Annotated in this window: 11 protein-coding genes; 10 read left to right on the top strand and 1 reads right to left on the bottom strand. The window is 72.2% G+C overall.

From position 1 onward, the window contains the following. The first annotated feature begins 48 nt into the window (after positions 1 to 48). The 5 genes from nirB to AC0680_RS22905 all read left to right on the top strand — a co-directional run bounded on the left by nirB (position 49) and on the right by AC0680_RS22905 (position 4906). Positions 49 to 2649 carry a nitrite reductase large subunit NirB gene (gene nirB, locus AC0680_RS22925; protein ID WP_478631703.1) on the top strand — a complete coding sequence of 867 codons (2601 nt, stop codon included), beginning with the start codon at positions 49 to 51 and terminating at the stop codon, positions 2647 to 2649. Then, the gene (gene nirD / locus AC0680_RS22920) at positions 2649 to 3065 is read left to right on the top strand and encodes a nitrite reductase small subunit NirD (protein WP_478631701.1); all 417 of its coding nucleotides are present in this window, start codon (positions 2649 to 2651) and stop codon (positions 3063 to 3065) included. Before nirB ends, nirD begins: the two co-directional genes overlap by 1 nt. Positions 3066 to 3198: 133 nt before the next feature. Next, complete coding sequence (locus AC0680_RS22915; protein ID WP_478631699.1) at positions 3199 to 3684, top strand: SRPBCC family protein; 486 nt, start codon at positions 3199 to 3201, stop codon at positions 3682 to 3684. Positions 3685 to 3875: 191 nt separating this feature from the next. Continuing rightward, positions 3876 to 4181: an ArsR/SmtB family transcription factor gene (locus AC0680_RS22910; RefSeq protein WP_478632031.1), complete on the top strand. Its 306-nt coding sequence runs from the start codon at positions 3876 to 3878 to the stop codon at positions 4179 to 4181. A gap of 56 nt (positions 4182 to 4237) precedes the next feature. Beyond that, positions 4238 to 4906, top strand: a complete 669-nt coding sequence (locus AC0680_RS22905) for an RDD family protein (RefSeq protein WP_478631697.1) — start codon at positions 4238 to 4240, stop codon at positions 4904 to 4906. 71 nt (positions 4907 to 4977) lie between these two features. Here AC0680_RS22905 and AC0680_RS22900 read toward each other — a convergent pair whose 3' ends face one another. Continuing rightward, positions 4978 to 5487: a hypothetical protein gene (locus AC0680_RS22900; protein ID WP_478631694.1), complete on the bottom strand. Its 510-nt coding sequence runs from the start codon at positions 5485 to 5487 to the stop codon at positions 4978 to 4980. A 579-nt stretch (positions 5488 to 6066) separates the two neighbouring features. On the opposite strand from AC0680_RS22900, the gene AC0680_RS22895 reads away from it, so the two are divergent. The 5 genes from AC0680_RS22895 to AC0680_RS22875 all read left to right on the top strand — a co-directional run. After that, positions 6067 to 8001, top strand: a complete 1935-nt coding sequence (locus tag AC0680_RS22895; protein ID WP_478631692.1) for an APC family permease — start codon at positions 6067 to 6069, stop codon at positions 7999 to 8001. A 115-nt stretch (positions 8002 to 8116) separates the two neighbouring features. Further along, a complete protein-coding gene (locus AC0680_RS22890) occupies positions 8117 to 8941 on the top strand; it encodes a maleylpyruvate isomerase family mycothiol-dependent enzyme (protein WP_478631690.1) in 825 nt (274 codons plus the stop codon). A gap of 278 nt (positions 8942 to 9219) precedes the next feature. After that, entirely contained in the window at positions 9220 to 9600 is a 381-nt protein-coding gene (locus AC0680_RS22885) for a hypothetical protein (protein WP_478631688.1), read from the top strand. Between the two features lie 107 nt (positions 9601 to 9707). Then, complete coding sequence (locus AC0680_RS22880; RefSeq protein ID WP_478631685.1) at positions 9708 to 10208, top strand: hypothetical protein; 501 nt, start codon at positions 9708 to 9710, stop codon at positions 10206 to 10208. A gap of 200 nt (positions 10209 to 10408) precedes the next feature. After that, a partial coding sequence (locus AC0680_RS22875) for a toxin glutamine deamidase domain-containing protein (RefSeq protein WP_478631682.1) occupies positions 10409 to 15558 on the top strand: 5150 nt, incomplete at its 3' end.

Below are 15558 nucleotides of genomic sequence, written 5' to 3'. Positions count from 1 at the left end.
AACAGAGCAGATGCGGGCGGGTAACAGCCGGACCGCACGCTGACGAGCATGACCACCACACACCCGCACTCCGACGCCGCACCAGGCACGATCCCCACCATCGCTCTCATAGGCCACGGCATGGTCGGCCAGCGCTTCCTGGAGGAGCTGGCCGACCGCGGTGTCACCGAGCGCGCACGGGTGGTCGTCCTGTGTGAGGAGCCCCGCCCGGCCTATGACCGGGTCCAGCTGACCTCGTACTTCGCCGGCCGTAGCCCGGAGGAGCTGAGCCTCGCCGATCCGGACTTCATGTCCCGGCACGGTATCGAGCTGCACCTCGGCGACCCGGCCACCGCCATCGACCGCACCACCCGCACGGTCACCGCCCGCTCCGGGCTGACCGTCCGCTACGACACGCTGGTGCTGGCCACCGGCTCGTATCCGTTCGTGCCCCCGGTGCCCGGCAAGGACAGCGCGGGCTGCTTCGTCTACCGCACCATCGAGGACCTGCTGGCCATCGAGGAGTACGCCAAGAACTCCCGCACCGGTGTGGTCGTCGGCGGCGGCCTGCTCGGCCTGGAGGCGGCCGGTGCGCTCAAGGGGCTGGGGCTGCGCACCCACATCGTGGAGTTCGCGCCGCGGCTGATGGCGCTGCAGGTCGACGAGGGCGGCGGCCGTGCGCTGCGCCGCACCGTCGAGGAGATGGGCCTGCAGGTGCACACCGGCGTCGGCGGCAAGGAGATCGTCGCGGACGAGGCGGGCAAGGTGACCGCCATGGGGCTGTCCGACGACTCCCGCATCGAGACCGACCTGGTGGTCTTCTCCGCCGGGGTCCGCCCCCGCGACCAGCTCGCCCGGGACTGCGGGCTGCCGGTCGGCCAGCGCGGCGGCATCATCATCGACGAGCAGTGCCGGACCGACGACCCCGCGGTGTACGCGATCGGCGAGTGCGCGCTGGCCGTCGACGGCCGGGTGTACGGCCTGGTCGCGCCGGGCTACGGCATGGCCCGGGTGACGGCCGGCGCCATCGCGGAGCGGCTCGGCGACGGCTCCGGGCAGCTCGCCGGGTTCACCGGCGCCGACCTGTCCACCAAGCTCAAGCTGCTCGGCGTGGACGTCGCCTCGTTCGGCGATGCGCACGGCGCCACCGACGGCTGTCTGGACGTGGTGTACTCCGACGCGCGCAGCGGCGTCTACAAGAAGCTGGTGATCGGCGCCGGCGGCGAGCTGCTGGGCGGCGTGCTGGTCGGCGACGCCGAGGCGTACGGCATGCTGCGCCCGCTGACCGGCACCGTTCCCCCGCTGGCGCCCGAGCAGCTGGTGCTGCCCGCCGGCGCGGGCGCGCCCGCGGCGCTCGGCCCGGAGGCGCTGCCCGGCGACGCGGTGATCTGCAGCTGCCACAACGTCACCAAGGACGCCATCCAGGCCTGCGAGACCCTCCCCGAGGTCAAGAAGTGCACCAAGGCCGGTACCGGGTGCGGCAGTTGCGTGAAGCTGATCGGCAGGCTGCTGCCGGACAGCGGCGACCAGAGCCTGTGCGCGTGCTTCCCGCACACCCGCGCCGAGCTGTACGAGATCGTCCGCGTCCGCCGGGTCGCCTCCTACGCCCAGCTGCTCGACGAGCACGGCCGGGAGGAGGCGCGCGGCGGTGAGGGCTGCGAGATCTGCAAGCCGGCGATCGGCTCGGTCATCGCCTCCCTCGCGCCGGCGGTCGGCGCCGACGGCTATGTCCTCCAGGGCGAGCAGGCGGCCCTTCAGGACACCAACGACCACTTCCTCGCCAACCTCCAGAAGAACGGGTCGTATTCGATCGTCCCGCGCATCCCCGGCGGCGAGATCACCCCGGACAAGCTCATCGTCATCGGCGAGGTGGCGCGCGACTTCGGCCTCTACACCAAGATCACCGGAGGTCAGCGGATCGACCTGTTCGGCGCCCGGGTCGACCAACTTCCGGTCATCTGGGCGCGGTTGGTGGACGCCGGCTTCGAGTCGGGGCACGCGTACGGCAAGGCACTGCGCACCGTGAAGTCGTGCGTCGGCGAGACCTGGTGCCGCTACGGCGTGCAGGACTCGGTCCGTATGGCGATCGATCTGGAGCTGCGCTATCGGGGACTGCGCGCCCCGCACAAGCTGAAGTCCGCGGTCTCGGGGTGTGCGCGGGAGTGCGCGGAGGCCCAGTCCAAGGACTTCGGTGTGATCGCCACGGCGAACGGCTGGAACCTGTACGTGGGCGGCAACGGCGGGGCCACCCCGCGCCATGCGGACCTGCTCGCCCAGGACCTCAGCGACGCCGAACTGATCCGGCTGATCGACCGCTTCCTGATGTTCTACATCCGCACCGCCGACCGCCTGGAGCGGACCTCCACGTGGCTGGAGCGGATCGAGGGCGGCCTCGACCACGTACGCGATGTCGTCGTCCACGACTCCCTGGGGCTGTGCGACGAACTGGAGGCCCTGATGGCCGCCCATGTCACCCACTACCGCGACGAGTGGGCCGAGACCCTCGCCGACCCCGAGCGGCTGGCCCGCTTCGTGTCCTTCGTCAACGCACCCGACGCCCCGGACCCGTCCGTCCGCTTCGTACCGGAGCGCGACCAGGTCAAGCCGGACCTGACGCTGCTGGCCGGGCCGACCTTGGCAGTACGCACTCTGGAAGGGACCTCTGCCTGATGACCACCGCAACCGTTCCCACCGCCACCGCCACCGCGCCCGGTGCCGTCACCACGGCCGCCGGCACGGTCGAGGTCCACATCCCGCAGGGCGACTGGCTCGCGGTCTGCACGCTGAACGCCCTCACCCCGGGGCGCGGTGTCGCCGCCCTCCTGCCCGACGGCACCCAGGCCGCGCTCTTCGTGGACCGCTCCGGCCAGATCTACGCGATCGGCAACCGCGACCCCTTCACCGGCGCCCAGGTCCTCTCCCGCGGACTGACGGGCTCCACCGGGGGCCGCCCGTTCGTGGCGTCGCCGCTGCTCAAGCAGCGCTTCGACCTGGCGACGGGGGAATGTCTGGACGATCCGGAGGTTTCGATTCCGGCGTACCGGGTGCGGGTGCGGGCGCAGGGCGGCGAGCGCCAGGGCGGCTGAGCGGGCGCCGGGCGCGCGGATCGGGGAATGCGCAACCTTCCGGTTGCACCTCCTGTGCTCGATGTGCAACCATTGGGTAGCACGTTCCGAGAGGACGAGCGCGACAAGAAGAGCGCGACAGGAGGTCACCCCCATGAGCACACAGAGCGCCCGCGCCACCGGCGAGGACCGCAACCGAATCGAGCGGGAGATCAGCATCGCCGCACCCGTGGAACGGGTCTGGGCGGTGCTGACCGAGCCCGAGCACGTCGGCTCGTGGTTCGGCCAGGGCGAGCCCACCCCGATCGACCTGCGGCCGGGCGGCATCATGCGGCTCGACCACGGCGAGTACGGCCAGTTCCCGACCACCATCGTCAAGGTCGACCCGCCGCACTACTTCTCGTACCGCTGGGCCAGCGCCCACCCCGGCGAGGTGGCGGCCGAGGGCAACTCCACCCTCGTCGAGTTCACCCTCACGCCGGAGGGCGACGGCACCCGCCTGCGCGTCGTGGAGACCGGCTTCGAGGAGATCGTCATCCCCGAGGAGCGGATCCCGACCGCCGGGTACGAGAGCCACTCCGCGGGCTGGTCCGGCCAGGCGGAGAACATCAAGCAGTACGCGGAGCGGCTCGCGGCATGACCACGGACGAAGCAGCGGGTGCGGGGCGGGAGCCCGGCGCGGGTGCGGGGCGGGAGCCCCGTGCGGACGCGAGCCGGGAGCCCGGTGCGGACGCGGGCCGGGAGGCCGGTGCGGACGCGGGCCGGGAGGCCGGTGCGGACGCGAGCCGGGAGCCCGGTGCGGACGCGGGCCGGGAGGCCGGTGCGGACGCGGTGGCGGAGGTGTTCGCCGCGCTCGCGGACCCGACCCGCCGCCGGATACTCGACGCCCTCGCCGCGCACGGCGAGGCGACCGCCACGGTCCTCGCGGCCGAACTGCCCGTCAGTCGGCAGGCCGTCGTCAAACACCTGGGGATCCTGGACCGGGCCGGGCTGGTCACCGGCCACCGCGAGGGCCGGGAGGCGCGCTACCGGGTCCGACCCGAACAACTCGGGGCCACCGCCCGGTGGATGGACCGGGTGGCCGCCACCTGGGACACCCGGCTCGCGGCCATCAAGCGCCTGGCCGAAGGGGGGTGACGCACTGACGACGGGGCCGCGACGCCGACCTGCACGGCATGGAAAGATCCGGACTCATGTACGAGCAGCAGTCCGCCCCGCAGCACCAGCCGGGGCAGCAGGTCCCGCCGCCCCAGCATCCGTATCAGCAGCCCGCTCAGCAACAGGCGTATCAGCCTTACCACCAGCAGCCATACCCCCACCAGCAGCCTTACCAGCAGCAGGGGCCGCAGCACCCGTACCAGCAGCAGCCGGGCCCGTACCAGCAACCCGCTCCGTACCAGCCGCACCCTCCGGCGGCCGCCGCCCCGCATGTCCCCCGTGAGGCCAACGACATGCGGCGGCTCGGCGCCGTCCTCCTCGACGGGCTGCTCGCCCTGACCGCCGCGCTCATCGCGATGCGCGCCACCGAGCGCGCCGGTCTGCCGGACATGCAGGTCTTCTACTCCACCGCCGGCGCCTGCTTCGGACTCTCGTTCCTCAACCACGTCGTGCTGACGCGCATCGGCGGCGCGAGCATCGGCAAGTTCGCCGTCCGCACCCGTGTGGTCCGCGAAACGGACGCCAGCCGTCCGCGGCTGCCGCGGCTGTTCCGCAGGTGGCTGGGCGGCTATCTCTTCGTGCTGGTCTGGATCATCGCCGCCTTCTTCGACATGGCGGAAGGCCCCGAGGACTTCTGCGGCATCCGCCTGGTCCGCTTCCGCGATCTGCGGGGAGCCGGAGCCGGTTCGACGCCCGGTCGCTGACGGGGCTCGGGCGGGGTCCGGACGGGATGCGGGCGTGATTCAACTGACTTACTCCGACCGGAAGTTGATGCTCACCTCATCCCGGACACCTCGAACACCGCCCGGGCACCGTCGCGATCGATCCGGTCCGCCAGCGCCTGCACCGGCACCGCACCACAGCGCAGCAACCCGCGCTCCCGGGAGCGGCGTACGCCCTGCTCGAGGCGGTGCCACAGCAGCGGGTTCGCGGTGAGCACCCTGGGGTCCAGCTCGACCCGGCCGCCCACCGCGTCGCGCAGCACCAGACGCGGGGCCACCCCGTCGCTGCGGCGGACGAGGACGAGCAGATCGGTGCGGACCGTGCGGGTGCGCACCGGTCCGCGGGAGGCCAGCCAGTGCTCGCCGGCGGTCACCCGTGGCGGGTAGAGGACCGCGAAGAACACCAGCGCGACGGCCGTCCAGCAAAGCGTGCGCCATGGACCGAGGGTCCCGTTGGCGAGGTCGACCAGCAGCATGACGGTGAACAGCCCGGCCGTGCACCAGATCGCCGCTCGCAACTCGGGCAGCCAGGTACGGTCCCGGGCCGGCTCGCCGCGGCGCACCGGCGGTGGAGGGATCGCCGGCCGGACACCTCGTCGCCCCTCCCCCGCCGCCCGTCCGGCCGCGGCCCTTCCCCGTCCGGCCCGTCCCGTCCATCCCACCGCATCCGTCTCACCCATCCCACCAGCACCGACCCTGTCAGCCCTGTCAGCCCCGTCAGCCCCGCAGTCCCCGCCCTCGCCGTCGTCCCCGTCGTCCCCGTCGTCCTTCGTGAAATCGGGCCCCAGGCCACGTCGCCGTCCCATGTGTTGAAGCTAGAGCGGTGCCCCGGGTCGGCCGGGGGCGTTTGCACGGCGCTGACGCGGCCCCCTCGAACCTTGACGCGGCGATGACGCGACGTTGACGCGGACGCCGAAAAGCGGCCACCGCGTACGCGAAAACCGGCCGCATGCCCCGCGGCGCGGCCCGAGAACGCCCGCCTCCCCGTCAAGAACGCGTGAAGATCGCCCTTTCGCCCGCCAAGGGGCCGCCAAGGCCCGCAGACGGCGGCCGTCGCGGCCCGCACGCTGGCCTGGTCCAGCACAGCGCCACAGTGCCGTACCGAGATACGGCCACAGTGCCGTACGGAGGTCCGACGAAAGATGTCCATGGTGTCCCAGCCCGATAGGCGGCCCGAAGAACCGCCGGATACCGTCACCGGCGCGGTCACCACCCGGCCCGGAGGCTCCCGCGAGGCCGCCACCGGCCCCGGAGGCGCCCAGGGGCAGGGGCCCGAGCCCGACGCCCGGCACCGCCTCACCGCCCTGCAGGGACTCGCCGCCCTCTCGCTGGACGCCATGGCGTCGGTCGCCTACGGCCCCGAGTCGATCGTGCTGGTGCTGGCCGCGGCGGGCGGCCACGGCCTGGGCTTCACGCTGCCGGTCACGCTCGCGATCGCCGCGCTGCTCGCCGTCCTGGTCGCGTCGTACCGCCAGGTGATCGCCGCCTACCCCAACGGCGGCGGCTCCTACGCGGTCGCCCAGGCCCACCTCGGCCGCCGTACGGCACTGGTCGCCGCGGCCTCCCTCATCCTCGACTACGTCCTCAACGTGGCGGTCTCGGTGACCGCCGGCGTCGCGGCGCTGACGTCCGCCTTCCCCGCGCTCTACGAGGACCGCGTCTGGATCTGCCTGGCGGTGCTCGTCCTGATCACCGGCATCAACCTGCGCGGGATCGTCGACTCGGCGAAGGCGTTCATCGCGCCCACCGCGGTCTTCGTCGGCGCCGTCCTCGCGATGGTCGTCGTCGGTCTCCTCCGCGACGCGCCCGCCTCCACCGTCACCGCCGACGGCCATGCCTCGGCCCTCGCGGACAACGCCACCACGGTCGGGGCCCTGCTGCTGCTCAAGGCGTTCGCGTCCGGCTGCTCGGCGCTGACCGGTGTCGAAGCGGTCGCGAACGCGGTGCCGTCCTTCCGTGCCCCGGCCGCCAAGCGCGCCCAGCGCACCGAGGTCGCGCTCGGTGCGCTGCTCGGCGTGATGCTGATCGGCCTGTCGGTCCTCATCGGCCGCTTCCACCTCCAGCCGGTCGAGGGCGTCACGGTCCTCGCCCAGCTCGCGGACGCCTCGCTCGGCCACAACTGGGCCTTCTACGTCGTCCAGTTCGCCACCATGGTGCTGCTCGCGCTGGCCGCGAACACCTCCTTCGGCGGCCTCCCCGTCCTGATGGGCCTGCTCGCCCGGGACAACTTCCTGCCGCACGTCTTCGGCCTGAAGGCGGACCGCCAGGTCCACCGCCACGGTGTGCTGGCCCTCGCCGCCGTCGCCGGGGCCCTCCTGGTCTTCTCCGGCGGCGACGTCAACACCCTCGTCCCGCTCTTCGCCATCGGCGTCTTCGTCGGCTTCACCATCTGCCAGGTCGGCATGGTCCGGCACTGGCGCCTCGAACGCTCGCCGGGCTGGCGGGGCAAGGCCCTGCTGAACGGTTTCGGCGCGCTGCTCACCGGCGTCTCGGCCGTCGTCGTGACCGCGACGAAGTTCACCGAGGGCGCCTGGCTCATCGTCGTCGCGCTGCCGCTGCTGGTCCTCGCCTTCGAAGCGGTGCACCGCGCCTACGGCCGGATCGGCGAGCGGCTGGGCCTGGGCCGGGTCCCCGAGCCGCCGCGCCGTGCCCACTCCCTGGTCATCGTTCCCGTATCGCATCTGTCCCGGCTGACCTGTGAGGCGCTGAACGCGGCGGTGTCCCTGGGCGATGAGGTGGTCGCGGTCACCGTCACCTACAGCACCCCCGAGGACCGCCCGGCCGCCGAGGCACTGCGCCGCGACTGGGAGCTGTGGAACCCCGGCGTGGAACTCCTCGAACTGCCCTCCGCCACCCGCTCCATAGGCCGTCCGATAGCCGGCTACGTCACCGACCTGGCGGCCCAGCGGCCCGGCACCCGCATCACCGTCCTGATCCCGGAGGCCGAACCCGCCCACCTGTGGCAGCGCCTGCTGCAGAACCAGCGCGGGGCGGTCGTCGCCCACGCGATCCGCCGGGACACCGACGCGGTCATCTGCCGGCTGCGATTCCGCCTGGAGGCGGCCGGGCGGGCGTAGGCGGCTGGGCGTAGGCGACTGGGCGGGTGTAGGGGTGTGTGCCGCCGAGGGCGGGAGCGGAGGCGGCCGCATGTGGGAACCGCTGATTGTCGGTGGCGCGCCCTACCGTGAGGTCATGGAAGCCACCGATGCCGCCGACGCCGCCGATGCCCCCATGGACTACGAGGAGCACTGCGCCGAAATCGCCGCCGAGGCCGGACTGCTGAGCTCCTGCCTCGACGAGCGCACGGACCTGAGCACGTCCGTGCCCTCCTGCCCCGACTGGAACCTCGCCCAGCTGCTCCGGCATCTGGGCGAGGCTCATCGCTGGGTCGAGGAGGTCGTCCGCACCCGGGCCGCACAGCCGCCGCCCGACACCGCGCTGCGCGTCCTTCCGCGCGAGTCCGACCGGAGCCCGCAGGAGCTCGCCGGCTGGCTCACCGAGGGCGCCGAACGCCTCGCCCGTACCCTGCGTGCCGCCGGCCCCGACGCCCGGATCTGGACCCCGCTCCCGTCCGGCAGCCCAGCCTTCTTCGCCCGCCGGATGGCCCATGAAACGGTCATCCACCGGGCCGACGCGACCCTGACCCTCGGCACGGACTTCACCGTCGACCAGCGCATCGCCCTCGATGCCCTCGACGAGTGGATGGAACTGGGCTCGCTCCCCGAGATGTTCGACCACCACCCCGACCGGCGCGCCCTCCTCGGCCCCGGACGCACGCTCCACTTCCACGCCACGGACACCCCGCCGGAGGCGGCCGCCCACTGGCTGGTCGACCTCACCGGCGACACCCTGGCCTGGCGGCGCGCGCAGGAGCCGGCCGCGGTCTCCGTCAGCGCACCGCTGACGGACCTGCTGCTGCTCGTCTACGGCCGCCGCTCAGCCGACGAGCAGGCCTTCGAGGTGGTGGGCGACGCGGACCTGCTGGAGTTCTGGCTGTCGCTGGTCAACTTCGGGTGACTCGTGACTGGTGACTGGTGACTGGTGACGGGTGACTGGTGACGGGTGACGGGTGACGGGTGACGGGTGACGGGCTAACTGGTAACTGGCGGCATTGGGATAAACAGTCACATTCGGGTAAGCAAGGTCCTCGCCGCCCCCTTACTACCCCCTCCCCTCCCCTCCCCCTCTCCCCTCACCGTCACCCTCACTTCCCGCCTCACGTGAACCAATCCGGCCGACCATGCGTGAGTTAGGTTGACGGTCATCGACAGGATCAGCACCAAGGGAGACGCACCATGACCGATTCCGACCAGACGGGCAGCCAGCCCCCCGGTCTGCCGCCCACGCCTCCCCCGCTCCCCCCGGAGCCGGTGGACGCCGGACCGCGTCCGGTGCCGACGAACGAGGCCGAGGCGCTGGAGATCGGTCGGCAGCACTTCCCCGAGGTCGGTTCGCCCGGTGGCCCCGCAGGCCTGTTCGTCCACGAATTCGATCTCGGCTACCTGGTGTTCGCCAGCTGGCCGCCGCCCGAGGACCCCACCGTCCCGCCGGCCGACCCCGGGGGAAGCCAGGTCGCCATCAACAAGACCAACGGCGACGTGACATTCCTGCCCAATTTCCCCCCGGAGGCGGCAGTGGAGCTCTACCACCGCTTCTACCGCCCGAGCGAGGCCTGAGCGCACCGGCCGGGGCAGCGGCCGGCGCCTGGTGAGCTGTCAGCGCCGCCGGTTAAGCTTTGGCCCGAATATCTCATTAGGTAACCATCACGAGCACGGGGGACGTTGTGGCTGGCGCTGGTGGGTTCCAGACCAATGTGGAAGGTCTCAAGGCCGAGGGCACGAACTTCGTCAAGCTCGGCGAGGACTTCGACTCTTCGGTGGCGCGGCTCATGGACGGCCTGAGCGCGTTGGGAGCGGGGCCGCCGAGCAAGCCCCCGGAGGGGCCGCCGCCGGAGAAGAAGTCGTTCGGTGAGCAGTTCGTCAGCGGTCTGACGTCGTTCGCCAGCAAGGCCGACGCTCCTCCGTGGGGGGACGACGAGATCGGCGAGAAGTTCGGCGTCGTCTACGAGGGCGTCCGCGACGGCATGTACGAGTCGATGGGTCACCTCGCCGCCAAGTTCCAGGAGATCGGCAAGGCGCTGACCTCGATGTCCAAGAACCACGCGGAGAACGAGGACTTCAACGACTCGCTGATGAAGCAGCACGTCGAGAACAAGCGGGCCTGGCAGGACCCGACGAAGGACCAGAGCGCGGTCCGCGTCTCCTGGAGACCGGCCAGCAGCTGAGGCCATAAGTCCGCCCCAGGGGCTCCGACCTCAAGGGCCGGCCCCCAGGATTCGAGCCCAAGGGTCCTGACCTCCAGGGTTCTGATCTCAGGGCTTCCGGTCTCCGGGGTGTTGGCTCGGCAACCAGCCCTTCCGCACGCCCTGCGTCCACACCACGCCTGATTGCACTTTTTTCACGGGGGAGTTCCACCTTGTCTCTCATGCTGCCGGATCCTCTTGAGTGGGTCCTGGACATGCTCGGCTTCAACTGGCCGCATGCCGACGAGGACAAGCTGATGGAGTGCGCGCAGGTCTGGCGCACGTTCGCGTCGGAGGTCCAGGGTCATGCGGCCCAGGGCAACAGCTATGCGAGCAATGTCCTGGGCGAGAACTCCGGCGATGCCATCGAGGGGTTCAGCAAGACGTGGGAGAAGTTCTCCGGCGGTTCCGGTTACCTCAATGACGCGGCGCAGGCGGCCGAGGTCATCGCGTTCACGCTTGAGGCCGCTGCCATGCTGGTCATCGGCATGAAGGTGGCGGTGATCGTGCAGTTGGCGATCCTGGCCGCCGAGATCATCGCCGCGCAGGCCGCCGCCCCGTTCACTCTGGGGCTGTCGGAGATCGGTGGCGCGGCCGCGACGCTGGCCACGCGGGAGATGGTCCGCCGCATCCTGAAGGAGGTGGCCAAGCAGCTCCTGGACGCCATCATGGAGGCCGCCAAGGAGCCGGTGATCTCCGCGCTGGAGGCCATGGCCTCCGACCTCATAGCCCAGACCGTCAACCAGAACTTCGGCGCCCAGAAGGGCTACGACCTGGGCCGGACGGGCAAGGCGGGTCGGAAGGCCGCCGAGGACGCCGTCGACAACATGGGCGAGTCCCTGGGCGAGGGGCTGCGTGACGGTGCCGGCGGCCGGGCGGGCCGGCGGGCCCGCCAGGGCTTGGACTCCGCCGCCGGGCACGGCAGCGACGGCGGGGACGGCGGCGATGGCGGGGGGTCCGGCGACGGCGGCTCCAGCGGGTCCGGAAGCGGGTCGGGGTCGAACAGCGGGTCGGACTCGGGCTCGGGCAGCGGCTCGGGTTCGGGGTCGGGGTCGGGGTCGGGGTCGGGGTCGGGGTCGGGCAGTGGCTCCGACGGCGGGGGCTCCGGCAGCGGCTCGGGTTCCGGTTCCGGGTCGGGCTCCGATTCCGGCTCTGGCTCGGGCTCTGGCTCGGGTTCGGGTTCGGGTTCGGGCGGTACCTCCAACGACTCCGGCGGCAGCGGCAGCGGCAGCGGCAACAGTGCAGGCGGTGGCAACCGCAGCGGCTCCGACGGCGGCGGCTCCACCAGCCACACCCCCCGCGCCTCGGACAACACGGGCGCCACCGACGGCCCCAGCTCCAGTGGCCGCGACGGCGCGGACTCCGGCGGCACGGGCACCAACCCGTCCTCCTCCAACACCCCCGCCAACGACTCCGGCTCCACCCCTCCCCGCAACGTCCCCGACGCCCAGCCCCTGCCGCCCCCGGACCAGCGCTCCCCCTTCGACGAGGGCTACCGAGGCGGCAACGACAGCCCTCACTCGAACTCCCCCGACTCCGACTCCGGCTCCACCCCGGACTCCGGCCCCACCCGCGACTCGGGCCCCACTCCGGACACCACTCGCCCGGACACGGACGGCATCAGCACCCAGCCGACGCCCGACAACACCCCGGACTCGGCACGCCCGGACTCCGGCCCGATCGGCACCCAGCCGACGCCGGACCACACCCCGGACTCGGCACGCCCCGACTCCGACCCGATCAGCACCCAGCCCACCCGGGACAACACCCCGGACTTCGCACGCCCGGACCGCCCGGATGCGGACCCGATCAGCACCCAGCCCGCGCCGGACACCACTCCCGATGGCGCACGCCCCACCCCCGCCCCGGACCCCGTCAGCACCCAGCCCGCGCCGGACTCCGCCCCCCACGAGGGCGGACCCTCACGCCCTGACGCGCCTCAGCCAGCACCGGCCCCCTCGCCGACCCCGGACCCCATAGCCGGCAACCCGCCCTCCTACGGCGACAACTCCCCCGACGGCAGCGGCAACAGCAGCAACAACGGGGACAACACCAACAACAGTGGCAGTGGTGGCCGCGCCTCCATGCCGCACGTCGGCACACCGCCCCAGGGCGCGCCCGTCCAGCACACCCCCTCCTCCGGCCAGCCCGTCCAGCAGCGCGACCCGGCCCCCGGCGACCCCATGCCCACGATGGACGACCCGGACGACACCACCGTCTCCACCCAGTCCGCCGGCACCGCCACCCTCCCCCCACCCACCCAACACACCACCGACCCCACGGCTAACACCCCCAGCACCCCCTCCACCCCCCAACAGGGACAGCAGTCCAACACCCCCCAGACCCCCGGCCCGATGATGGGCGGCATCCCACCCCAGGGCGGCAGCACCACCCCGAACGGCGCCCCACCCCGCAGCGCCGCACCCGGCAACACCGCCCCCTCCCCGGGCACCAACCGTCGCCCCGACGGCTCCCAGGCCATCCGCGACGTCACCCAGCAGCGTCAGCCCGAACGCCCCGCCTACAACCCCCGCCTGGACGGCCCCCGCCGCGACGCGCCCACCACGCCTCCCGGCAACAACCGCCGCCCCGACGGCTCCCAGATCGTCCAGGACCACACCCAACAGCCCACCCCCGAGCGTCCCCCGCACAACCCCCGCCTCGACGGCCCCGCCCGCAACGACGATTCCGGGCAACCCGACGGAAACCGTCCCGACGGGAACCGTCCCGACGGAAACCGTCCCGACGGCACCCGGCCGGACGGCACCCGTCCCGACGCGACACATCCCGACGCGACACATCCCGACGGCACCCGCCCGGATGGCACTCGGCCCGACAGCCCCCGTCCCGACGCGACACGTCCCGACGGCACTCGGCCCGACTCGACCCGCCCGGACGGCACTCGCCCGGATGCAACTCGACCCGACGGCGCCCAGCCCAGCGCAACACGCCCGGACGCATCCCGCCCCGACGCATCGCGCCCCGACGCGACACGTCCCGACAGCGCCCGTCCTGACGCATCCCGCCCCGACACCACACGCCCCGACTCGGCACGTCCCGACGGGACGCCACAGCCCGCCGCCCCCACCCGTACGGACCGGCCCCAGACCGACGCCCCTGCCCAGGTGCCGTCGCAGCCCGGCGCCCAGGCACCCACACGCCCTGGTGCCCCGACCCCCAACACGCCGAACCCGAACGTCCCGCACCAGAACCAGCAGCCGCAGCCGCAGCACCAGCAGCCCGCGCCGCAACAGCAACAGCCGACGCAACAGCCGGTACCCCACCAGCAGCAGACGCCCCAGCAGCAGACCCCGCAGCAACAGCCGGGGCCGTACGTCCAACAGCCGGCCCCCCACCAGCAGCCCGCGCCGCACCAGCAAAACCAGAACCCCCAGCAGACCCAGCCCACCCCGCCCCAACAGCAGCAACCACAGCACCAGCCACCGGTCGCACAGCCCCAGAACCTCCGCAGCCACAACGACGTACGGCTCGGCCTCAACGTCCAGCCGGGTGGCCTGTACTCGCCGTTCCCGCACGACCAGCAGGCGCTGCTGAACAGCTTCCCGCGGAACCCGGACGGCACCCCGCGGGCGTTCAACGACCCGTTCCAGCCGTGGGCCCAGCTCCAGAACGACGGCGGCCCCGCCGTGTACGGCCGCTCCAACAACTGCGCCGACTGCACCCGCTCCTTCATGGAGTCCTGGTACGGCAACCCGCAGGTGTCCGCTCCGCGCACCTTCGACCCGGACGGCAAGGGCGGCATCGACCGCGCGTCCGGCGAGAACAACGGCACCGCCAACATCGAGCAGTACACCGGCGCCAAGTTCCGCAGCTCAGGCCAGAACGCCAAGGACGGCTACGCCCAGATCGCCGACGACCTCCGCCAGGCCGGCCCCGGCGCCGCGGCCGCGGTACTGGTCACCTGGCCCAACGGCGGCGCCCACGTCTTCAACGCGGTCAACCACAACGGCAAGGTCGTCTGGGTCGACAGCCAGACCGGCACGATCAGCGACCAGCCCATCAACACTCAGGCCAAGAACGTCTGGCACCTCGTCACCGACGCCAACCGCCAGCCCTTCGACCCCGCCGCCCCCCAAAACCAGCAGCAACAGCCCCAGGCCCAACCCCAGAACCAGCAGCAGGCACAGAACCAACAGCACGCCCAGGCCCAGCAGCAGGCGCAAGCTCAACAGCAGGCCCAAGCACAGGCACAACAGCAAGCCCAGCAGCAGGCCCAGGCCCAAGCACAGGCGCAGGCCCAAGCACAGGCGCAGGCGCAGGCTCAGGCGCAGGCCCAACAACACGCTCAGGCCCAGCAGGCCCAGCAGGCCCAGCAGGCCCAGCAGGCCCAGCAGCAGCCGAACCCCTATCAGCAGCCCCACCAACAACAGCCGGGCCCGTACGCCCAGCAGCCTCACCAGCAACCGGCTCCGCAGCACCAACAGCCCAACCCGTACGCCCAGCAACAGCAGCACAACCCGTACCAACAGCAGCCGCACACCCAGCAGCCCCAGCAACAGCAGCCTGGGCCATACCAACAGCAGCCAGGCCCGTACGCCCAGCAGCAGCACCAGCCAAACCCCTACTCCCAGCAGCCGCACCAGCAGCAGCCCGGCCCGTACGCACAACAGCCCCACCAGCAGCAACAGCCGGGCCCGTACGCCCAGCAGCAGCCCGCGCCGCACCAGCAGCAGCCCGGACCGTACGCCCAGCAGCCTCACCAGCAACCGGCTCCGCAGCACCAACAGCCCAACCCGTACGCCCAGCAACAGCAGCACAACCCGTACCAACAGCAGCCGTACACCCAGCAGCCCCAGCAACAGCAGCCTGGGCCGTACCAACAGCAGCCCGGCCCGTACGCCCAGCCGCAGCACCAGCCAAACCCCTACGCCCAGCAGCCGCACCAGCAGCAGCCCGGCCCGTACCAACAGCAGCCTGGCCCGTACGCCCAGCAGCCCTACCAGCAGCCCCCGAACAACAACCCGTACCAGCAACAGGCGCCGTACAACCCCCAGAACCCGCAGCACCCGGCAGCAGCGCCCAACACCGCCGCCGGCAGTTCACCGACGCCGGACAACGATCGTCCGAACGACCGCACCGAGCCGGACGCGTCCGACACCGCCCAGCGCCCCGCCGACACCGACGCCGAGCACGCCTCCCGCCCGGAAGAGAAGGCGGACGACAACGGCAACGAGTCCTCCGCGGAGCGCAAGGACGACACCGACAACAAGCACCAGGGCGAGCACACCCCTGCCTCCGAGACGCGTAACCGGGAGCGTCCCGGCGGTCTCGAGGGCCCCACCGACGAGCACCAGCAGCACGTCGAGGACTC

Source organism: Streptomyces sp. NPDC043738, from assembly GCF_056436545.1.
The sequence above is the reverse complement of the archived record's forward strand: the minus strand, read 5'-3'. Positions and strand labels throughout refer to the sequence as shown.